This is a genomic window from Candidatus Firestonebacteria bacterium RIFOXYD2_FULL_39_29 (assembly GCA_001778375.1).
In the GTDB taxonomy this organism is placed as follows: Bacteria; Oederibacteriota; D2-FULL-39-29; order D2-FULL-39-29; family D2-FULL-39-29; genus D2-FULL-39-29.
Map to the genome: position 1 here is coordinate 1 of MFGV01000054.1, position 21,514 is coordinate 21,514.

Genomic DNA, 21,514 nt, shown 5'->3' on the forward strand with positions numbered 1-21,514 from the left:
GATTACAGGCTGGTCGGCTTTACCTTTGCCTGCACTGGACTTTCACCAGCTTAAACAAATACGCTTCCCTTGGCACACTAGAATTTAGTGCTTTAACCTTAGTTATTGTTTTAAATTTAGTGCTTTATTCTTAGTAATTTACTCGTTATTCCCAGTACCAAGAGCCCAGAACCTGTTTCTATCTAAATTCGTCTATTTTAATACTGATTACTGCTTTCTTTTTTAAATTATCAAGATATTGATCATACTTTTCTTTAAACTTTTCTTCCATTACCCTCTGCTGCGCAATTTCTCTTACGTAGGTTTTCTTTCCATTCTCTTCTATCTCATCCGAAAGCACCAGTTGTTTTCCCGGAATTCTTTCTGTTACTTTTAATATATAAAAACCCATGGAGGTCTGAACCGGGGCACTTATTTCTCCGTCTTTAAGAGAAAAGGGAGCCGTACCTAAAACCGGCATTTCACCGGGACTTACCATTCCCAACTCGCCGCCATTATCTTTTGCCGAGGGATCCTCGGAATATTTCTTTGCGGCTTCAGAGAAATCCAAACCCGCTTTTATTTCTTTTATAATGCTTTCAGCTTTAGTTTTCGCCTCAGTCCCGCTTTTCACAAAGATATGAAACAGCTTAACTTTGTCAGGATATCTGAATTTTTCAATATTTTTCTGATAATAATCCTGATAATCCTGTACATTAATTTTAAGATCACGGCGCACATAATCATTAACCAGGCGCTGCGCCATCAGGGATTCTTTTACTTTTTCCCTGAAATCTTCCTCGGTTAAACCTTCTTTTTTTAATTGAGCAATAAATATCTCAGAGCCGCCTGCATTTTTTTTTGCATTTTCAATCGTATTTTCAAGTTCTCTTTTTCCCACATCAATATTTTTATTAACCGCTTCCTGTACAAGCAGTTTATTCTCCAAAAGTTTGGAAAATATCTCTTTCTTCGCCTGCTTTATCTGCTCGGGAGGTACGGAATTTGCAGCCTGCATTGCATAAGGCACAAATATCTCATTGAATTCAGATAAAGCTATCATCTCCCCGTTTACAGAAGCCAAGACTCTGTCAATTACTTCAGGCGCAGCCTGCATAACTGCAACTGTAAATAAAACTCCCAGCGTTACTATTAATTTCTTCATTTCAGTCCCCCGGAAAGATCCTTGCTTAATTTGACATCCGAATTCTTTGCAAGTTCTTTTATCCAATTTTTAAAGAATACTTCTTTTTTTTCTGCTTTTATCTTTTCTATGATTTCCGTTTCAACTTCAGAAATTAAAGCCGAACCGCGTTTTCTCTTATCCGCAACTTTAAATATATGATAACCATAATTTGTCTGAACCGGCTCGCTCATTTTCCCTGATGAAAGTTTAAATACTGCTTCACTTATTTCCGGCGGCATCTGTTCTCTGGAAAAATAGCCTAAATCCCCGCCTTTTTCACTTTCCGGACTCATAGATTTCAATTTTGCAACCTTCTCAAAATCTTCCCCGCCTTCAAGGCGTTTTTTAACTTCCTGGATCTCAGACTTGGTCTTAACCAGAATTTGATAAGCTCGCACCTGTTCGTCATGAGAAAACTCCTGAATATGTCCGTAATAATACTTTTTTACCTCGCCGGGTTCGATTTTTAAGTCCGCCAGCTGAGCCTCAACAGTTTTTTCCACCAGAGCCTGGTCAGACATATATTTCTTCCAATCCGTATATTCAATCAAACGCTCTTTTAAGGATTCCTTAAATTTATCGGTGAAAAAACTTTCACTAATCTTCTTTAGGTAGTTATCAAGTTCTTTTTCGGAAATCTTTATACCTGTTTTTTTAGCTTCTTGAAGTATTATCTTTTTCTCTACAATTTTGTTTAACAAATCCATGGTGCCATGTACTTGAGAGCCAAGGTAGCTGTATTCAAAACGTGTATATCTTTCAAGAAAAATAAGCTCAGATTGAAATACCGGCTCATTATTAACATAAGCAATAGCTGCGCCCTTATCCGCTTTCTTACCACAAGAGATAAGCGTTAAAAAGCAAGCCGTGGCAAGAGTTATGTAAGAATATTTTTTCATCATATTAGTGTAATTATATCAGATAAAACCATTTAAAATCCACCCAAATTCTGATATCGTAATCCAAAACGCGGTTTTACAAAGTATTTATACTGAACTATTTGGGCTTCATAGAATTTGGGTTCGATTTCGCTGATTAAAACAAATACAACTGCATATTTATTTAATACTTAGTTTTTTTGCATATCCCATGTTTTCGGCATCGGAACCTTCAGGTTCTTTGGGGGTTTCAAGTATAAAAGCTTGATTTTTGAGGGAAGGATGATTTACAACATTTCTCAGGCCTTCTTTTCCTAACAATCCTTTTCCTAGATGCTCATGCCTGTCTAATCCGCTCCCCAGGTCGCCTTTTGAGTCATTTAAATGCACCACTTTTATCTTACCCGATCCGGCTATCTTCTCAACCTCATTTATACAAGAGTTCAGGAGCTTTTGCTCTCTAAAATCATAACCGGCGGCAAAGGCATGACAGGTGTCCAGGGTAATTCCGTATCTTTTTCCCAGTTGTTTTACCAGAAAAGCCAGATCTTTAAATTCGCCTCCGGGAGATTTTATTTTTGCTGAATTTTCGAAAAGAATATTAATTTTTTCTTTTTTCGAAAGAGTAACAGCTTCCTGTATGCCTTCCAGGATCCTTTTAAGAGCTTCTTGTTTAACGCACTCCCCGCAGCTTCCTATGTGAGCAGTAATATAATCAGCGCCTATAGCTTCAGCTCTTCTAATCTCCGTGGCAAAGGAATCTATGGATTTTTTATACAACTCTTCACTGAGCGAGGCAAGGTTAAGCAGGTAGCTTGTATGAACGACAACAGGAGAGATTTTATACTTTTTAACAGCTTCTTTAAAAAGATCAACACTCGCCTGGACTAAATCAGACACTGCCCATTGCTGTGGGCTTTTAGTAAAAATCTGAAAAGTCGTACACCCTTTTCTTTCTGCCTCGTGAGCCGCGTTAACCAACCCGCCGCTTATTCCTGCATGAATTCCTATGTTCATAAAACCCCTTTTAAGAGCAATGACTAAGGTCTAAGCACTAAATCCTAAACAAACAACAAAATACTTAATAACTAAATTTCAAACAAAATCGCTGTACTTTATTATAATCTTCCTTACGTTTAGTGATTAAAATTCGACTAACCATAATTTAATCGATATTGTCGTCCGCCAGTCTTTATGGAGGATAGATCTTATTCATTGCTTTTATGGTATTTTCCTTCTTTAAAATTACGCCTGACCGTCAACAACTCTTCCGCTACGGCCCTAAGGTGTTTCGTCGGGGTAAGTTTGCTTCTTGTGTCATCTGTCCAGGTGACGGGCATTTCTTTTATTTTCAGGTCCAAGGCTTTGGCTATTACAAGCACTTCTACATCAAAGACAAAACCGAATATAGTAAGACGACTGAAGATTTCTTTTGCGGCAGCTGCGGTAAAGCCTTTAAAGCCGCACTGGGTGTCTTTTATCTCCGGAAGTAAAAGCATTCGTCTTACAAAGTGAAAAGCAGCGCTGAATATTTTTCTTACCGGAGGCTGAGGGGATCTAATATCAGAACCCTTTACCCGCCTTGAACCGATAACCACGTCAAAACCTGATTTTAAGAACTCTATTGCTTTTCCAATTTCTTCCGCAGGTGTTGAAAGGTCTGCATCAGTAAATATCCTGTACTTACCATAGGCCTCTTCCATCCCGTGTTTCACGGCAAACCCCTTGCCTGTGTTTTTTTCATTTCTTACCAGTCTGATAACAGGATCCATAAGTGAAAGTTGTTTAACTATCTTTGAAGTAGCGTCAAGGCTCCCGTCATCCACTACAATTATTTCATAATAAATATCAAGAGTGTTCAGATAGTCCTTTAGAAGGCTTACCGAACGTGAGATTCTCTTTTCCTCATTAAAAGCAGGAATTATTACCGATAAATATTTTTCGCCCACAACCATATGGAGGCCAGAAGAAGAAAAGCAAAAGTTGAGAGAGAAACAGCAACTCCTGCTCTAAAAGAAACCGGTCGATATATAAATTCGACGGTGTGTATTCCTGCCGGCACTAATACCCCCCTAAATAAATAATTTGTTCTTAATATTTTACCGGGAATTCCGTCTGTATACACTTCCCACCCGGGATAATACGAATCGAGTAAGACCAGAGCTCCGGGAATAACTGCATTAAAGCTAATCCTTACTTTATTTGCCGATAAATAGACGGCATTTGCAGAGGTACTCTTTTGCCCCTTATTCCTTATAAATTCCGTTTGTTCCCCCTCTATTACCGCCGTTTCAGCGGGCAAAAACTCTTTTTTAGAGAGTTTAAGAAAAGCCTCGTTAGAGCCTGCCGCATTTTCGGTATTATAGACTACAAACGCTCTCGGGAGTACATTTTGATTTTCAAATATTTTAATACCGTCAATTTCGGCTCTTTTTATAAAACCTTTTTCAGGTATTTCCTGATTGGAAAGCAAATATTTAATATTAGCAAGGTCCAAAAGCGGAGTTTCCCTTGCAGTTTTTTGCCCCATCAGACAGCCAAAATATTTATCCTGCCTTGTTATCCTCATAGGGTCATAAATTTCGGAAGATTCAATACCGTACATTATCCCTGAATTTTCGTGCAGTATTTCTTTTATATCTCTAATATAGTTCTTATAGGGATAGCCATTAACATATCGTCTGTCATCCTGATAATTAAGCCTATACGTAATCATCGCATTTTGAGCCATGTCCACGCGATAATTCGAACTGTCAGCTTTTAAATATTCAACTGTTTTTGGTTGAGCCAGTATCGGATCAGGAGGTAACAAAGGCAGAATCCCTCCGGAATTTACGAATAGATCAAAGTACAGAAGAATAGATAATACTGTCAACAGAGCCGTTTTAGACAACCTCTTGTTTACAAACAAATATAAAATAAAAGTAATTGCCACTATCATAACTATACCGACAAACAGGGAGGAATTTGCAACCTGAAGGCGCGCGGGGTCAACATTCTTTTTAAAATAATTAAAATACACATACACAGAAACTAGAGTAAAGACTAATACGAAAAAATACAGTGTTATTTTTTTAAATAAACCTTTCTTTACTATAAACAAAGGCAGTTTGTCCATTATTAGCCCGCTAATCAGCGCAAGACAAAACACAACACCATAGATCGCCACACCAGGATACCTTATCATTCTAAAGGGCAGAAGAATTTCATACAATGCTCTATGAATTATTCCATATTTTCCGAGAGAGAGTAGAAGAAAGAATATTAGTATCAGAGAAAAATAACCGATCAGCGCACTTTCTCCGGTTTTTTTTAATTTTCCCGAGAACTTTGCGGTATAATACATAATAATTAAAAGAACTGACAGTATTCCGCAATAAAAACAGCTCACCCAAAATTGATCAGTACCGTAATAAGCGGATATCGAAGGATTTCCCCAGATAAACGGGGTTAAAAAGTTTATTAGTTTAGCCGGGTACAATGACCAGTTGGAAGCAAAAGAATATGGCATACCGGATTGCCTGACTGAATTCATAACAAATTCAAGGAAAGGCAGTAACTGTATGGACGAAAGCAAAAGAGACATTGCTGTTACAGCAATATAAATACCGGTATTTCTCCACCACTCTTTTTTTCCCGGCCAGGAATACCAGATTACAAAGGCCAGAGCTATTAAGAAATTATAAAAATATATCTGAACACTACCCGCAAACACAGGCATGGAAACAGCCAGAGAGGAAAGCGCAAAATACTTAAACTTACCGGTTTCAATAAGCCGCTTTAATAATAATATTATCAGGGGAATCCAGACAGAAGAAGACATGACGCTGAAAAACTCTACCCGGCTTACCATGTAACCGTTAAAAGTGAAAACCAGTGCGGAAAAAAACGCTGCTTTGCCGCTTATTTTAAAATCCTTTGCGAGGTAGAACATAAATATAGCCGCTAAAACAAAATGGCTGACTACATATAATTTAACCGCAGCTACAAGAGGCATTAAATAGAATATAAGTTTTAACGGATAAAATACTGCCGATTGCAGGTTAGCTATAAACGGAGAGCCGCAGCCTGAAAAATTATTCCAAAGAGGAACAACGCCTGAACTGACAGAATTATCAGCAAAGATCTGCCAGGGGTAAAATTGCAGAATAATATCACGGAAAAACGGTATTTTATTCAAAAAGACAAGTTCACTCCAGAAAAATACGCAGAGCAGAATCAACAAAACCGGATATAAGACAGTTATCCGTAATTTCAAAGGTCTTTCTCCAGATTCTGAAGGGCCTCCTGCATTTCTTTAAGTCCCTCTTGCAGTTTTTGGATGGTTTTAATTATTTTCTGTCTCTTCTTTAGAAATTCCTGATATTGTTCTTCCTTCTTTTTTCTGAGCTCTTTTAGTCTATTGTTAATTTTTACGTCAAGCGGGTTATTTAACGCTATGCGCTCATATATGTTGATAGCATCATCCACAAGCCCCTGTGTTACGTAAATCTCGGCAACAGTAGAAGTTTCCATATTCCCTTTCTTTTCTTCTTTAGACGTCATCTGACTTATACTCTCTTTTACTCTATCAGCAGCAACACTGTTTCCTTCATATCTATACAAAGTTTCCAGCATAGTATTCGCAGTCAAGTTCAAGGGATCCACTATAATTACTTTCTCAAGTTCCAACTTTGCATCCTTTGTCCTGTTCATCTCAAGAAGAAGTTTTGCTGCAAATATCCTGGCAGAAATGTAACTCTGATTTTTTTCCAATCCTGACAACACAAGAGAAAGAGCCTCATCTTTCAGACCGGCTTTATAATAAAGCTCACTCAACTCCAGAAACACCTGACTTTCCGGTTCTTTAATCAGTCTATTTTTTACTTCTTCTATTTGTTTTGCTAATTGCTCTTCCATAGATTATTCCTTTTTTAGCCGGTTTCTTAAAATATAGCACAAACAAAATGCAAATAATAGTCAAAACACTGATAAAAGAAACAATCAGCCCTATTTTAAAAGCTTTTGGATTATATTTGAAAAATATCTCATGTTTTCCCTGAGGACAAACAAGACCTCTGAATATTCCGTTAACCCTGTAAATCTTTTCTTTTTTCTTATCTACAAACACTTCCCATCCCGGGTAATATGTATCATTTAAGACCACAAAGCTTTTTTCCGGCAATAAAGCATTTATTTTGACGGTATTAGGTGTCTCCTCTATAATTTCAACCTTTCCCGTCCTTCCCTCAGAAACACCTATTGCAGACGTACTGTAAATAATCGTTTCCTTCTTCGGGTCAAAATTATTATTTATTATGTATTCTTTTGCCCGGATTTCGTCAAAACATTTAATATTTTTCGCAACAAAGCACCTTGGCAGGGAATCTTTATTCTCATAAACACTTACTCCGTCAAAAGAATATATTAACGGAAAAACTTTTTTGTCCAATTCCTCTTCAGTTACTATATATTTCGCGGAAAGAATATTCAGATACCGCCGTTTTCTGTTTTTTTCTATATATTCTAAAAATTCATACTGTTCCCTGACTAATATTGAATCATACCCCGAGACAACTCTAATACCTAAAAGCATATTTTGATTTACGTATAACCTGTTCTTAGCATAATACATCGCGTCATAAAATGTCTCTCCCTGAAGCCAAGCCTCTTTATTCTTGCTTCTAAGAAGAAAGGTTCGTTCCGCACCCTGATTTTCTTTTAAAAACAACTCAAGCCCGGTACTTTCCTTGAAGAACCCGGAATTAATCCGCTGATTTATGGGTTCATTACAGATAAAAAGTTCAACCAGAACTATGAAAATAATAGTTACTGCTGCAAATCTTTTTTTTAGTTTCCCCATAAGAAAAGCACTTAACACCAGAGCCGCAAAAAAAAGAATTCCGCTTGATTGTAGAACAAACCCGGTTATCTCCTTATGATTCTGATACGCATAATATAAAGAAGAATACGAAACAGCAGGATTAATCAACCTGACAAGCAAAGAAAATATTTGTCTGTTAAAAATATATATTAAACTACTAAGAACTACAAGGCTAGACCCCGAGAAGATAACAATTTTTGACAAACGGTATTTTTGCTGCTTCCCGGTTTCAAATATTTTCTCCAAAGTATAGCCGGACAGGAAGGCAATACTTAAAAATACGGGGAAAATATATTTTACCGGGAACCGTACCTGCTTATACCCTGGCAGAAACGAATACATTTGTTCGTAGAATATGTTATAGCGCCCTACGGCTAAGAACAGGGATATAAAGCCGATCAGGACAAAAAATAACAGATATTTTTTATTCTCATTTTTTTCTTTCATGATATGAACCTCTGCGGACTTACGTCCGGAGTTTCGGCGAATGGAATTCAATTTATTATTCATGCCATAAAATACAGAGGAAATTGCTAAAACCGAAGGAAGTAAACCGATAAAAGCGCTTTTTAACCATATTTGACTCTTTTCTCCGGAAAGAAACTCAAAAACAGAACCCTCTTTAAAAAATGACGGTATAAATAATGAAAGAATACCTTCAGGCGGAAATGACCAGAGACTGTTCAAGATACGCGTAACTGCTTCAGGTTGATTATACCTGTCGGAATTTCTCAAAAACTCCAGGAACGGCAGCAGCTGAAAAGAGGAAAATAGGAAGGCGAGAAACAAAGTACCAAAATATACGAACACCGGCTTTTTTTCAAGAAATAACAGGGAAAACATTGCCAGCATCCCCAGGGTAACATATACTATTGTCGGCTCCCCTCCCAGAAACTGAACCGTTAAAAGAGCCCCTGTAACAACCGTACACAGCAATCTTTCTTTTAAACCTTTTTTCTCCAAAGCTTTTTTAAAGACCAAAAGAATTAAAGGCACCCAGATAACGGAAGAAAGCGTCGTAAGCATCTCAACTGAGGAAACCATGTATCCGGAAAATGCAAATATTACCCCAGCAAAGAACGCAGAGTATTTTTTAAACCGGAAGTCAAGGCAAAGAAAGTAAACAAATAAACCGGCAAGAAATAAATGTACCGCAATGAAGAGATTAAAACCAAAGTTAAACGGTAATATATAGTGAAAGATACTTAAAGGATATGCCACCTGCGACTGCAGTCCGGCGAAAAACGGAGTTCCGCAGGAATTCAGCGAGTTCCAGTGCGGAAAAACGCCCGACCGCAGCCATTCGGAGGCAAACTTCTTGTACGGATAAAAATACCTGTAAATATCTCTGTAAGAGAACGAGTTACCCAGAAATAAGGTATCAAAAAAAAAGATCAGTGTAACTCCTGCCAGCAGAACCGGGTAAATTATATACTTACTTATTCTTTCTTTAATTCGCATAAGATCTTTTTAGCAGTCTGTCCCGGAGTCAAGCTCGAAGTGTCTAAAACCAAGTCTGCAACAGCTTCGTAAAGCGGCAATCTGACAGAAAGCAAAGCTTTTAAATTCTTTAAACTTTCGGAGCGGCTTCCTGTCTTTAGTAGAGGCCTTTTATCCTTTTGAGACTCAACCCTCTTTAATATACTTTTCTCATTAGAAACCAGAGCAATCACAAACCCATTTTTTTTCAGGCGTTTCATATTTAAGATGTTTTTTACAGCTCCGCCCCCGGTCGAGATAACTATAGTTCTTTTATTTGAAACTCTTCTAATAATATTTTTCTCAAGTTTTCTGAAATACTTTTCGCCTCTTTTCTTAAATATTTCTTTAATAGAAAGCCCTGCTTCAGCTTCAATAAGCTCATCAGTATCAACAAACTTTCTTTTCATTTTCAGGGCAATTAACCTGCCGGAAGAGGTTTTTCCCGTCCCCATAAAACCAATTAAAACTATGTTCCTTTTCAAATATTTCATTAACTTGTTCAAAGAACTTTTATCCTCTTTAAATAGGCCTTTAAAGAGGCTTTAATATCCATAAGGGTATCCCCTCCGAATTTTTCAATAAAACAATTTGCTATTTCATACGCGACAATAGATTCTCCGACCACACATGCAGCAGGAACTGCACAGGTATCAGAACGTTCCACAGTGGCTTTAACTTTCTTTTTAGTAATTATATCAATACTATTTAAAGGTTTATATAGTGTTGCAATAGGTTTCATAGCGGCTCTGACTAAAATATCAGACCCATTACTCATTCCTCCTTCAATGCCTCCGCAGTTATTAGATTTTCTATAGTAAGAACCTTTACCGAAATATATTTCATCATGAACCTTTGACCCCTTCTGCTTCGCTGCTTTAAAACCAAGACCAATTTCTACTCCTTTGATTGCCTGCAGGCTCATAAGTCCTCCTGCAAGCCTTGCATCCAGTTTTTTATCCCACTGCGTATAAGAACCGACTCCGGCAGGGACCTTTTTAGCTATTATTTCAAATACACCGCCGACAGAATCTCCGTTCTTTTTCGCTTTTTCGATAACTGCTATCATTGCCTTCTCCGCTTTTTTATCAGAAGTTCGTAAAGGTGACGCTTCAACAACAGATTTATATTTTATATCGGAAGGTTTTGCCATAATACCGGCAATTTCTGTTACATAACCAAAAATATCCACGCCAAATTCCTTAAGAAACTTTTTACAGACGGCGCCGGCAGCTACTCTTGCAGCGGTCTCTCTTGCACTCGCACGTTCAAGAACATCTCTTATATCAGAAAGTCCGTATTTTAAAGACCCTGAAAGATCAGCGTGTCCGGGGCGGGGCATTGTAACTGGGCAAATAACCTTATTTCCCCAATTTTTAAAATCACTATTAGCTATTAATAAAGTTACCGGAGAGCCAATGGTTTTTCCGTTTCTGACACCGCTTACAATTTCCACGGCATCGTTCTCTATAGACATCCTTTTGCCCCTGCCATATCCTTCCTGACGCCTTTTAAGCTCAGGATTGATGTCCAAGGTCGAAAGTAAGAGCCCGGAAGGAAGACCGTCAATTACAGCAACCAACGCTTTTCCGTGAGATTCACCGGCTGTTAAAAACCTTATCATTTTCACTCCAAATAATTATGCGGGTCTCAAAGGACCCGCATAATATAGTATTTTAATAAGAATTCTATCTGATTATATGCGGAGTCATAAAGACTACCAAATCCCTCTTTGTTTTTGCGACTGTCTTGTTCTGAAAAAGAATAGAACCTATCAGGGGAATGTCCCCAAGAACCGGAACTTTATGAATAGTTACAATTTCATCCTCTCTGATCAGTCCGCCTATTACAAACGTATCACCGTCTTTTATCAGTACCTGCGTATTTGCCGTTCTGGAATCTACTATAGGCGGCGGTCCGACGGAAACAATTGAACTCACATTTGGCTTTACCTGCAGGGTTACATAGTCATTCCTGTTAATTTGAGGAGTTACTTCAAGCGTCACACCCGCATCAACAGCGCCATAAGTTGCAGCACCTGTTTGGGCATTAAAACCGCTTATATATGTGTAGGCTTGTGTAATATTTATCGTAGCCGTCTTATTGTCAACAGTGGTTATTCTCGGATTTGCAATTAAATTAGCATCATTGTTTCTTACTAAAGCGTCAAGAGCAATCCAGAAAGAAGTATTTCCGGCAATTCCAAATTGAAACTGAGCCGATTTCGCAGCACCCGTGTTTGGCGGAGCAATACTTGCTTTCAATTGAGTAGTATTTGCAGTCCCAGGGTAAAGATCCGTCATTAAACCGCTGCCCACACCTGTAGTACCTCCCGTTTCTATATCCCACCTTATTCCAAGTTTATCTTCACTTTCTACTTTCAAATCAACCAATTTTGCTTCTATGTTTACCTGTGCAGTCTTGGTATCCAGGCTTTCAATTAAATTAGCAAAAGTCTCCATTTTAGTGGTGATATCCGTAATAATTAAAGTGTTTGTTCTTATGTCAGATTGAATTCTTCCGATTCCGCTTAAAAAAGGGAATATTGCAAGCTGGAGATCTGCAGCCTTTGCAAAATTAATAGAAAAATATCTTGTTTCAATAATAGCATTTTCTTCTTCCGCTTTTAGTTCTGCCGGAGTAGCAACACGAATAATATTACCTTCAGTTTTATACGCAAAACCATTTTGTTTCAGGACTAAATCCAGTATTTTTTTCAAACTGACACCTTTAAGCTGAATAGACGGAATACTACCCGAAACACTTCTGCTAGTAACCAGGTTAAACCCCGCCTCGGAAGCAATGGTGTTTAAAAAAGTTGTAAGGTCGGCATTTGTGAGAGAAACATAAGGGACAATCTGATCCATATCTCCCTTTTTCATGGTACCTTTTTGCAAAGCAAACTGATCCGTCTTTTCGACTTCTTCCGAAAGAACCACCTGCTCCCCAAGTTTTTTCGTTGATTCTTCATTCGAAACAGATTTCACAGGAACTTTACTTTCAGAGGGCATGGTCTCTTTACTTTTTACCAGAGTCACCACAATTTTTGTAGAATCAATCTCTTTTTGAAAATCACATTTATCACTCAGTGTAACAACTACCCTGCAAATCTTTTGCGGCTGGGCCGCATATTGAGATACCTTATAAGAAGTCACAATTGACGATCTGACAGGTTTTTCTGAAGCATCAACGGAAAGCGAGGCAGGCATTATATCCATAATCAACTGATACTTGTCCGCATTCTTTGAGTTAATAATCGGCTCCAGATTAATCTTGGCATCCTTCAGGAGCTCACTGCCTTCTTTTATAGGAATCGTTAGTACAGCCGTATCAGGTAAAGCATCAATTCCAACCTCACCGATTAAAGCAAAATTACTTTTTCCATCCTGAGAGAAGGAAAAAACACATAAAAAGACTGAGATAAGAACGGCTATTTTATTCACAATATTATGCTCCTTTGATTGTAGCTTTTCGCTACTCTTACTTCAGAATATCAAAATATTTTTCTTTTTGTCCGATAATATTTTCCACAGTATACATAAGCTTTACCTTATCGCCTTCAACCCTGCCCTCTATACCCTGAATAAAAAGATTATCCTTTGTATAAAATTTCCTATCTTTCAGCATGAACGAATTACGGGTACTATCTTCAAAGACAAAAGTCGGATTTTTCCCGGTTAAAGCCAGAACCTGAGTCAATCTCAGACCCATTATATTAATATTCTCAGCAAGAGCTTTTGATTCTTCCAGCACAATAGAAACAAAAGGATCCCGGATAACACCCGAATATCTGTAAAGCGGATAAATTGCTCTCTCTTCAGTATCTTCTTTTTTAGAATAGCGGGCCTGACCGGTATTACTTTGAGTAGAAACAAAGGTTTTAAGATTTACAACCATGTTAACAGATCCTTTAGCAGGTGAAGCACCTCCTCCAGCCCCTGCTACAGAAAATTGGACATCAAAACAATTCAATAGACGGACAGAATAACCCAGCCTGGTTATGAATTTTCCAAAATCATTATAATCCCCCACAAGACTCAGCACTATCGCAACTTCATTGTAAAAACTTTTCCCGGGAGCGCTTTTTCCGGGAGTAAAAGATTGAACGGTAATATTATATTCAGCAGCAGCCCTGCTTATTTCTTTAATACATTCCGATTGATTCTCGGTATTTGGAAGCCTGCGCATGGTAAAGAATAATTCCAATTCCGCATTTTTTGCATCTTTTTTCAATTTCTCATAGTCTGCAAACTTTTTCTTTGCTTCTTCGTAACTGTCTTTTTTGCTTTGTAGTTCGACACCTAAAACACCGACACTCTTCAATGTCGGGAGGTACAATTCAAAAACATATCCATAAATCGCAGCACCTGCGACTATAACAATTAAAGCATATTTTTGTATCTGATCCTTTGACACTCTTTGCTCCTCTTTTTTACTGAACCCTCAGACTGTTAAAAATAATTCCAAATTCTTCCTTGCTGTTTCTAAAACCTTCTTCCGAGTCCGAACAAGTAATTATAAAACCTTTACCGCCTTTCACGCAAAATATCTGACGCTGTTCCAGGGTAACAGTTTTATTTTTCTCGCTTTTTGACTTAGTCAGCCATCTAAACCCCAGGTCGTAAACCTTTTCTCCGTTAATTGTAAACTCTTTTTCACTTATCTTTTTATAGCCCTGCCACTTAGAAAATTTGACCTCATTTGCTTCCTGAAATTCCTTTGATGTTATATTTGGCTTTGACAACTTTTCTACCGCCAAGGTCACCATAGGTGTATACTTAGATTTAATATCACGTTTTTCTTTTACTATTACAGCCAAAACATTAGAAGAAGCTATAGAATCCCCTATTCTCCATCCATCCGGGACAAAAAGACTGCAATTATGTTCCTTATTAATATAGTTATTCCCGTACACTCCAGTCTTTGAAACATCCTGGACAACCATTTGCTTTGGCGGCCTTATTTTAGCATCCTCTATCGCCTGAAATGATAAGACAAAATTATTAGAAATTCTGCCGTTTACAACCGCTTCTGTCATACTCGAAACAAAAGCATTTCTGAAGAAACCCGTCGACTCATTTAAATTTGTCGCAAAGTCAGCAACCGATTCTTTATATAAAGCAACTCCGGTTGCTGTAAAAGTCCGAACCCCGCCGGCCTCCACCTTATTACTAAGTGAATTAAGCCAGATATTATTAGGAATTGTCTTATTAAAACTGTCCAAAATCAATAACCAGTATACCTGTTTATCTTTTAATTCATTAATCACATCAAGATACTCTTTAACAGAAGCATTTGTCTTTTTGATATTTTCCATCTCAATCAGAGTCTGTGTAAACTCCTGTTGTTTACTCTCCACTTCTTTTATCTGAGATTTCAAAGTCTGCACCTGTGCAAGTGTTACCAGATATAACCCGACCATTCCTGTCACTACTACAATAACAATAAGTATCCCCAGCGCAATCATCTGTTTTAGACGTTTCGCCTTGTAGTAACTTTCCGGTAACAGATTAATTTCTATCAGCATTTTTCCTACTTTACTTTTCTGACAGCCAGCCCGATCGAAACAGGAAGAAACGGACCGTACTGTTTAACTTTCTCATCAAAAGCCGCAACATCAGCAATTTCTATCTTATTAAAGGGATTAAGAGGCTCAACAGGTATTTTTAACCTTTCGGATATAAACTTATCAATATTCTGAAGCTTCGAACTGCCCCCGCATATGTAAACCTTACTTATGGATCTTTTCTTGGCAGAGGATTCGTAGAAGTCAAAAGCTCTGCGTATTTCCATTACTAATTTGCCCAGAGTAGTGGAGATGGAACTATAAATTCTGACCCTTTTGTCTTCTTTGCTGGGAATTCTGGTTAAAACAACATTCTCAGATTCAATTATTATTCCACCCTGCTCTCTTTTTAATTTTTCAGCTTCAGCAAAACCAAGGTTAAACTCTTTAGAAATATCATTAGTCAGACTAATGCCTCCGATAGGTATGTCCCGGGAAAACCTGGTTACGCCATCTTCCACTATATTAAGATTAGAATACTTGGCTCCTATATTTATGATAGCCACAGTTTCGCCGTCTTTCTTATCATAATTTACTTCCAGAGAATTATGAAGCGCCATACTATCTATGTCGATAAGTACAATGTTCAAACCCGCTCCCTGAAGCAGATGTATATACTGGTTAACAACTTCTTCTTTAATCGCAACAAGCAGTACTTCAACTTTCTTTTGCCCTTCTTCGGTGACTTCCCCCAAAATATGAAAATCAAGAACCACCTGATCAATCGAGAAAGGAATATATTGCTCCGCTTCAAATCTTATAACACCTTTCAATTCTTCCCTGGTCATATAAGCCAATTTAATATAACGGACTATAATCTGATCTCCGGAAAGAGAAATTGACACATCCTTTGTTTTAAAACCTGTCTCAAGAACTAACTTCTGTACTGCGGCCTGTATTAATGAATTTTTCTGCGCCGGTTCCAGAGTATCAATGGGCTCTTCCCCTATATCAGCAACTGCAAAATTAACAAGTGTAAACCTGCCTCCCCTTTCTTTCAGAAGGCTTAATTTTACAGAGTAACTCCCTATGTCTAAACCTATCGCATATGACATAACATTCCTTTAGTTATTCCAACCCGGATTAAATATTCCGGATAGTTTATCTCCGGCAAGAATCATAATAACAGTACCCAGCACCAGAAAAGGACCGAAGGGAATATAGTCTTTTCTCCCTTTTTTTTTCATAAGCAACAAAGTTAAGCTAATCACCCCTCCGAAAACAACGGAGACTATCACCATCATAACCGTACTTCGCCAGCCCAGAAAAGCCCCTATTGCAGCAGCTAACTTAACATCTCCCATCCCAATACCTTCCTGTTTGTACACCAAACGGCTGACATAAGCTATCGTTAAAAATATCGCGCCCCCCGTAAGGAAACCCACCAGAGAAAGCAGCGGACTCTGTCCCAGAGTGAAATAACTAAATATCAATCCGAGTATAGCAAGCGGAACGACAGTTACATCATAGATATATTGTGTTTTTAAATCTATCAACCCAATGACTACAAGAAACGAAAACAGGATAACAGTAGAAAATAATTCTATGCTATATCCAAATTTTAAATATGCCGACAAAAACAGTATAGCAGTAAGAACTTCGACTATCAAGTACCTTGGAGTAATTTTTATTTTACAGTAACGGCATCGTCCGCCAAGTATCAAATAGGAAAACACGGGAACATTATCATACCATTTGATTTCTTTTTTGCATTTTGGACAATGCGAATTGGGGTAAATAATTGAGAGATTTTTTGGAATTCTATAAATACAAACATTAAGAAAACTTCCGATTAAAAGTCCAAAAACTGAGACAATAACCGCCACCATTTATCTCCTTGTCCTACAAGGACTTAGACTACATTCTCAATTACTTGTTTAATTATATATCAAAAGTGTATATTTGTCAATAGTATTTTTAAAATATATTTTAGGTATAAAATGAGCACATATGGCAGGAAAAAAGCATTATCAGAAAAAGTCTGCCGAGCCCTAATTAGCATTACATTATAATGGTTTTCATAAACATATAATTGTTTAAATATGAACTATCTAGCCCGGCATGATATTGGGGAAGACAATGAATTTCTCAATGAATGATTTTTTCATTATTTATAATTTGATTTTAAAACATTTCTGCAAACATTTGGGGGAGTTGAAACAGGAGGTCACGATACATTTAACTTTGCGCTTCTATTTTTTTTACTATTATTCTTCTTTTAGATGATCCGGAGGTTCAGCACAGTCTTCACATTCAAATTGGATTGTAACATGTTTAATATCATATTTTATTTTCAGCATTTCTTGAATATTTATTACAAGCTCTTCAGATTCCGTTATTTTCATATCCTTTATTTTCACATGACACGAAAGAGCATGAATCTTTGAACTGAGCGTCCACACATGTACATGATGAACTTCTCTGGCATCTGCCGTGTTTTTAATATCCTCTCCGATTTTAGAAATATCAAAGCCTTCAGGGACAGCTTCAAGCAGAATTAAAACAGATTCTTTAACCAAGCCCCAGCCGCCTTTCAAAATCATTAAAGCAATTATTATTGAGACTAAAGAATCGGCAAGGAACCAGCCAAAAAACAACATCAGCAAACCGGCGATTATAACGCCGACCGAAGAGAGCGCGTCTCCGATTATATGCAGATAAGCTCCCCTGATATTAATATTATGTTTCGAATCTTTCATTAAAAATAATCCGGAAACAACGTTTGAGATAAGACCAATTATTGCGACATAAATCACCGGCAAACTTTTGATTTCCGGGACTGTAAATAACCTCTGCCAGGACTCATACAGAATAAAAACAGACAGGACTCCTAAAGAAATCCCGTTAAGCAGCGCAACAAGTATTTCAACACGGTAAAAACCAAAAGTATTTTTTTCGGTAGCCGGTTTTTTGGAATAATTATACGCAAAAAGACTCAGAACTAAGGATAAAACATCCACAAGCATGTGCCCGGCATCAGAGATAAGCGCTAAAGAATTAGTAAGAATGCCTCCGATAATCTCCACTACCATAATGAATGTGGTAATACCGGCAGCTATCCCGAGATTTTTTCCCATACCGGAGTGGACATGTCCGTGCGCGTGATGATCATGATCATTATGTTCATGCAGATCTTCGTTTGACATATACTCCTTGAAAAAGATTCCACATCCGCCAGTTATATTGGGCGGATCTTTCGATGAGATTACAAAGCTTTTGGATTCCACTGATAAAGTCTGGACTTAATCCTAACCAGCTCTCGTAAAATCTCTTTTATACTTTCCTATACTTTTTAAAAAAAACGCCCCGGCCCGTTTTACCGGACCAGGGCGCTACCAAATTAATTTGAGGCTGAAAATTTGCCTAGCAGAGCACGCGATCCTTGGTGTATTTCTTAAAATTTGCATCCGCAATGGCCTGAACCTTTGCGACTTCTTCAGGCTTTTTAATAATATGTTTGAATCTTGTCTGAAGTTTTAAATACTCTTCAACAGGTTTAGGCTTGGGAACATTCATTACGTTCGTGATCTTACCTTCTTCCACTTCAAACAAAGGATATATCCCTGTCTCTACGGCAAGTTTTCCCATCTGAATTGTCAGCGCGGAATCCGAACCCCAGCCAAGAGGGCAGGTAACTAAGATCTGAATATACTTTGGACCCTTGATCGCGAGAGCTTTTTTTATCTTATTCTGCAGATCCCTCTGATATCCCACGGAAGCAGTTGCCACATATTTTACACTATGCGCCACAGCAATCATCGGAATATTCTTCTTTTGCTTCTGATTTCCGCCTATTACGCTTCCGGCAGGTGAAGTTGAAGTTGCCCCCATGAAAGGGGTAAGACCTGATCTTTGAATTCCGGTGTTCATATAGGCTTCATTATCAAAGCACACATATAGAACATCATCCCCTCTTTCCCACATTCCGGAGATGATCCCAAAACCTATATCCGCAGTCGACCCATCGCCTCCAAACGCCATAACGCGGGCTTCATTTTCCTTGCCCTGCGCCTTTAACGCTGCAACGATCCCGGTTGCAAGAGCGCCGGAGTTTTCAAATAAGGAATGCACCCAAGGTACACCCCAGGCCGTCTGGGGAGACCTAGTAGTAAACACTTCAAGACAACCGGTAGAATTCGTTACTATAACATTCGGTCCGGCTGCTTCCATAACAAGTCTGGCTGCGAGTGATAGACCGCAACCGGAGCAAGCGGTGTGTCCGGCGTTAAATACTTTGACTGTACTCATTTATCCATCTCCTCTACAAGTTTCGGGTCCAGCCCGTAGAACTCGCCTTTAACATTTGCCTTCTCAGCCTTTGCAACGATAGCTTTAATATCGGATATCCTGATATCCCTTCCGCCAAGTCCGAGGATAAAGTCGGAAATTTCCGGTACATTTTTCTGCCCGTACAGGGCTGCTTTAATATCAGCGGTGAGTATACCTACCCCGCCCAGAGAAATTGCTTTTTCGAGAATTATAACTTTCTTTTTTCCGCAGAGCGACTTTATAAGATCTTCCACCGGGAACGGTCTGTAGCAGCGGATCTTTAAAACACCGACTTTCTTTCCGGCTGCCCGCAAGTCGTCAGCAACATCCTTCATGGAAGAGATTATTGAACCCATGGAGACCAGCACAATCTCCGCGTCATCCATTTTGTACTCTTCAACGAGTTCGCCGTAATTACGGCCGAACATCTTATTGAAATCCTGAGCTGCTTTTCTTATTACAGCGCCGCAAGACTTCATTGTTTCCGCCATAGCATATCTTGTCTCCAAATATCTGTCCGGACCGCCCATCAAACCAAAAGAAAGCGGATTTTTCACATCAAGTTTTTCCATAGGGACATACTTCGGAAGATATTTATCAACCGCCGCCTGATCCGGGTAGTCAATAGGATCGAACGCATGGGTTAAAATAAATCCATCAACATTGACCATAACCGGAAGCATTACTTCATGATCTTCTGCGATCTTAAATGCCTGAAGATGCATATCGCAGGCTTCCTGATTGTCCTCGGCAAAAAGATGTATCATACCCGCGTCTCTTACCGTAAGAGTATCCTGCCAGTCATTCCAAATATTAATAGGCGCGGATACCGCTCTATTCGCATCAGTTATAACTACAGGGAGTCTCATGCCGGCCATATTAAATAATACCTCAGCCATTAATAAAAGCCCCTGGGAAGATGTGGTTGAATATGCTCTGACTCCGGCAACAGAAGCTCCAAGTACCACAGATGCCGCCGCAAATTCTGACTCTACATTAATAAACTCGCATTTTAATCTGCCGTTTGCAATAATTACCGAAAGCTCCTCTACTATATGTGTCTGAGGAGTAATCGGATAGGCGGCAACGACTTCCGGCCTGCAAAGCGCGACCGTTTCCGCTATCGCTTTTAAACCTTCCGTAACTTTTTTCATTTATTTCTCCTCCTTCAGCATGCTGATCGCGGTCTTAGGACAAACCTTGGCGCATATACCGCAACCCTTACAATAGTCCAGATCTATCTGTGTTTTTGTTTCTTTGGAAGTATTCATACAGCCTTCAGGACAGGACATTACACACATCCCGCAGGCAACGCATTTGGTTTTATCCACGACCGGATAAAAGATCCTCCAACCACCGGTCTTATTGGCAAGGCTGGTTCCGGGTTTACCAATCAGGATATTTTTTGCTCTTATCGACGCCATAATACTCTCCTTTCGAATAACTTAAATTTACGATATTTCCGGTACCATTTACTTCTTCTTTAACATGTTATAAGCTTGTTCAGCCGCCTTTATATTTTTCTCAACAATGTCGCCTTTCCCTTCAAACTTATGACGGATGGCCTTTTCGATACCTGACATGGAAACTATACCGGTGATCCCGCAGAAAGCACCCACCATTATTGTATTCGGAATAGGCCGGCCCAGTATTTCTATCGCCAGTTTTGTGGCATCTATAGTGACTACATTAGCTTTTGCTTTGATCTTAAGTTCTGATGCAGGCTTTGCCGTATTGACCAGAACAACACCGCCGTCTTTAAGCCCTGCAAATACATCCACGATACCGATTATTGTGGGATCCTGTACAATTACGTGATCCGGTTCATAGATCTGCGATCTTACTCTGATCGGAGTCTCGCTTATCCTAACGAAAGAAGCCACTGGAGCGCCCATTCTTTCTGAACCAAAAGTCGGGAACGCCATGGTGTACTTGCCGTCAGAAAAAGCAGCAGTTGCCAGAAGTTCAGCGGCTGTTACAACACCCTGTCCGCCTCTTCCGTGAAGCCTAATCTCTATCATTTTAAACCCCCTAGTTTTAACCGCTCGTAAGCGGGAATTTTAAAAAGAAACAAAGATCCCTGCATGTTTTTTCAAACACATTTGTTTGTAGTTCATGATTTATCTGCCTGAATTAAACAAAAACAAACTGTAATGTAATTATATTATCTTTAGAGAGAAAAAGCAATTAAAAACTTGAAAAATCAGCGATTCCGCAACAAGCAAATTAAGCCATAACTTTTGCACTGAAAAATCAAGGATTTTATTCTTTTGTGACCCGTGTTAATAATTATA

General features: G+C 38.6%; 19 protein-coding genes. All 19 read right to left on the reverse strand.

From position 1 onward, the window contains the following. Positions 1-178 precede the first annotated feature (178 nt). Positions 179-1,144, reverse strand: a complete 966-nt coding sequence (locus tag A2536_00830) for a hypothetical protein (GenBank protein OGF45902.1) — start codon at positions 1,142-1,144, stop codon at positions 179-181. Continuing rightward, positions 1,141-2,067: a hypothetical protein gene (locus tag A2536_00835; GenBank protein ID OGF45903.1), complete on the reverse strand. Its 927-nt coding sequence runs from the start codon at positions 2,065-2,067 to the stop codon at positions 1,141-1,143. Before A2536_00835 ends, A2536_00830 begins: the two co-directional genes overlap by 4 nt. A gap of 156 nt (positions 2,068-2,223) precedes the next feature. Beyond that, entirely contained in the window at positions 2,224-3,060 is an 837-nt protein-coding gene (locus A2536_00840) for a hypothetical protein (protein OGF45904.1), read from the reverse strand. Positions 3,061-3,251: 191 nt separating this feature from the next. Further along, a complete protein-coding gene (locus A2536_00845) occupies positions 3,252-3,998 on the reverse strand; it encodes a hypothetical protein (GenBank protein ID OGF45905.1) in 747 nt (248 codons plus the stop codon). Next, positions 3,968-6,301 carry a hypothetical protein gene (locus A2536_00850; protein ID OGF45906.1) on the reverse strand — a complete coding sequence of 778 codons (2,334 nt, stop codon included), beginning with the start codon at positions 6,299-6,301 and terminating at the stop codon, positions 3,968-3,970. The genes A2536_00845 and A2536_00850 overlap by 31 nt, the downstream gene beginning before the upstream one ends. After that, positions 6,298-6,942, reverse strand: coding sequence for a hypothetical protein (locus tag A2536_00855; GenBank protein OGF45907.1), 645 nt, complete (start codon positions 6,940-6,942; stop codon positions 6,298-6,300). The genes A2536_00850 and A2536_00855 overlap by 4 nt, the downstream gene beginning before the upstream one ends. Then, positions 6,899-9,367, reverse strand: coding sequence for a hypothetical protein (locus A2536_00860; GenBank protein OGF45908.1), 2,469 nt, complete (start codon positions 9,365-9,367; stop codon positions 6,899-6,901). The genes A2536_00855 and A2536_00860 overlap by 44 nt, the downstream gene beginning before the upstream one ends. Further along, complete coding sequence (locus tag A2536_00865) at positions 9,346-9,879, reverse strand: hypothetical protein (protein ID OGF45909.1); 534 nt, start codon at positions 9,877-9,879, stop codon at positions 9,346-9,348. The genes A2536_00860 and A2536_00865 overlap by 22 nt, the downstream gene beginning before the upstream one ends. An 8-nt stretch (positions 9,880-9,887) precedes the next feature. After that, entirely contained in the window at positions 9,888-11,009 is a 1,122-nt protein-coding gene (locus A2536_00870) for a chorismate synthase (protein OGF45910.1), read from the reverse strand. Between the two features lie 64 nt (positions 11,010-11,073). Next, a complete protein-coding gene (locus A2536_00875) occupies positions 11,074-12,828 on the reverse strand; it encodes a hypothetical protein (protein ID OGF45911.1) in 1,755 nt (584 codons plus the stop codon). A 37-nt stretch (positions 12,829-12,865) separates the two neighbouring features. After that, on the reverse strand, positions 12,866-13,801 hold the full coding sequence (locus tag A2536_00880; protein ID OGF45912.1) for a hypothetical protein: 936 nt from the start codon (positions 13,799-13,801) through the stop codon (positions 12,866-12,868). A gap of 16 nt (positions 13,802-13,817) precedes the next feature. Then, the gene (locus A2536_00885; protein OGF45913.1) at positions 13,818-14,912 is read right to left on the reverse strand and encodes a hypothetical protein; all 1,095 of its coding nucleotides are present in this window, start codon (positions 14,910-14,912) and stop codon (positions 13,818-13,820) included. Positions 14,913-14,917: 5 nt separating this feature from the next. Then, the gene (locus A2536_00890) at positions 14,918-16,006 is read right to left on the reverse strand and encodes a hypothetical protein (protein OGF45914.1); all 1,089 of its coding nucleotides are present in this window, start codon (positions 16,004-16,006) and stop codon (positions 14,918-14,920) included. A gap of 9 nt (positions 16,007-16,015) precedes the next feature. After that, entirely contained in the window at positions 16,016-16,780 is a 765-nt protein-coding gene (locus A2536_00895) for a hypothetical protein (GenBank protein OGF45915.1), read from the reverse strand. Between the two features lie 378 nt (positions 16,781-17,158). After that, positions 17,159-18,097, reverse strand: a complete 939-nt coding sequence (locus tag A2536_00900; protein OGF45916.1) for a hypothetical protein — start codon at positions 18,095-18,097, stop codon at positions 17,159-17,161. A 217-nt stretch (positions 18,098-18,314) separates the two neighbouring features. After that, a complete protein-coding gene (locus A2536_00905; GenBank protein OGF45917.1) occupies positions 18,315-19,199 on the reverse strand; it encodes a pyruvate ferredoxin oxidoreductase in 885 nt (294 codons plus the stop codon). Continuing rightward, a complete protein-coding gene (porA, locus tag A2536_00910; protein OGF45918.1) occupies positions 19,196-20,374 on the reverse strand; it encodes a pyruvate ferredoxin oxidoreductase in 1,179 nt (392 codons plus the stop codon). The genes A2536_00905 and porA overlap by 4 nt, the downstream gene beginning before the upstream one ends. Next, positions 20,375-20,644 carry a hypothetical protein gene (locus tag A2536_00915; protein ID OGF45919.1) on the reverse strand — a complete coding sequence of 90 codons (270 nt, stop codon included), beginning with the start codon at positions 20,642-20,644 and terminating at the stop codon, positions 20,375-20,377. A gap of 48 nt (positions 20,645-20,692) precedes the next feature. Next, the gene (locus A2536_00920; protein OGF45920.1) at positions 20,693-21,241 is read right to left on the reverse strand and encodes a pyruvate ferredoxin oxidoreductase; all 549 of its coding nucleotides are present in this window, start codon (positions 21,239-21,241) and stop codon (positions 20,693-20,695) included. Positions 21,242-21,514 lie beyond the last annotated feature (273 nt).

What these genes read in the sequence shown, in the direction of transcription:
- A2536_00865 (OGF45909.1), bottom strand. Translation starts at nt 9,879, where the DNA reads ATGAAATATTTGAAAAGGAACATAGTTTTAATTGGTTTTATGGGGACG.
- A2536_00895 (OGF45915.1), bottom strand. Translation starts at nt 16,780, where the DNA reads ATGGTGGCGGTTATTGTCTCAGTTTTTGGACTTTTAATCGGAAGTTTT.
- A2536_00840 (OGF45904.1), bottom strand. Translation starts at nt 3,060, where the DNA reads ATGAACATAGGAATTCATGCAGGAATAAGCGGCGGGTTGGTTAACGCG.
- A2536_00830 (OGF45902.1), bottom strand. Translation starts at nt 1,144, where the DNA reads ATGAAGAAATTAATAGTAACGCTGGGAGTTTTATTTACAGTTGCAGTT.
- A2536_00885 (OGF45913.1), bottom strand. Translation starts at nt 14,912, where the DNA reads ATGCTGATAGAAATTAATCTGTTACCGGAAAGTTACTACAAGGCGAAA.
- A2536_00845 (OGF45905.1), bottom strand. Translation starts at nt 3,998, where the DNA reads ATGGTTGTGGGCGAAAAATATTTATCGGTAATAATTCCTGCTTTTAAT.
- A2536_00870 (OGF45910.1), bottom strand. Translation starts at nt 11,009, where the DNA reads ATGATAAGGTTTTTAACAGCCGGTGAATCTCACGGAAAAGCGTTGGTT.
- A2536_00905 (OGF45917.1), bottom strand. Translation starts at nt 19,199, where the DNA reads ATGAGTACAGTCAAAGTATTTAACGCCGGACACACCGCTTGCTCCGGT.
- A2536_00900 (OGF45916.1), bottom strand. Translation starts at nt 18,097, where the DNA reads ATGTCAAACGAAGATCTGCATGAACATAATGATCATGATCATCACGCG.
- A2536_00835 (OGF45903.1), bottom strand. Translation starts at nt 2,067, where the DNA reads ATGATGAAAAAATATTCTTACATAACTCTTGCCACGGCTTGCTTTTTA.
- A2536_00915 (OGF45919.1), bottom strand. Translation starts at nt 20,644, where the DNA reads ATGGCGTCGATAAGAGCAAAAAATATCCTGATTGGTAAACCCGGAACC.
- A2536_00855 (OGF45907.1), bottom strand. Translation starts at nt 6,942, where the DNA reads ATGGAAGAGCAATTAGCAAAACAAATAGAAGAAGTAAAAAATAGACTG.
- A2536_00860 (OGF45908.1), bottom strand. Translation starts at nt 9,367, where the DNA reads ATGCGAATTAAAGAAAGAATAAGTAAGTATATAATTTACCCGGTTCTG.
- A2536_00920 (OGF45920.1), bottom strand. Translation starts at nt 21,241, where the DNA reads ATGATAGAGATTAGGCTTCACGGAAGAGGCGGACAGGGTGTTGTAACA.
- A2536_00890 (OGF45914.1), bottom strand. Translation starts at nt 16,006, where the DNA reads ATGTCATATGCGATAGGTTTAGACATAGGGAGTTACTCTGTAAAATTA.
- porA (OGF45918.1), bottom strand. Translation starts at nt 20,374, where the DNA reads ATGAAAAAAGTTACGGAAGGTTTAAAAGCGATAGCGGAAACGGTCGCG.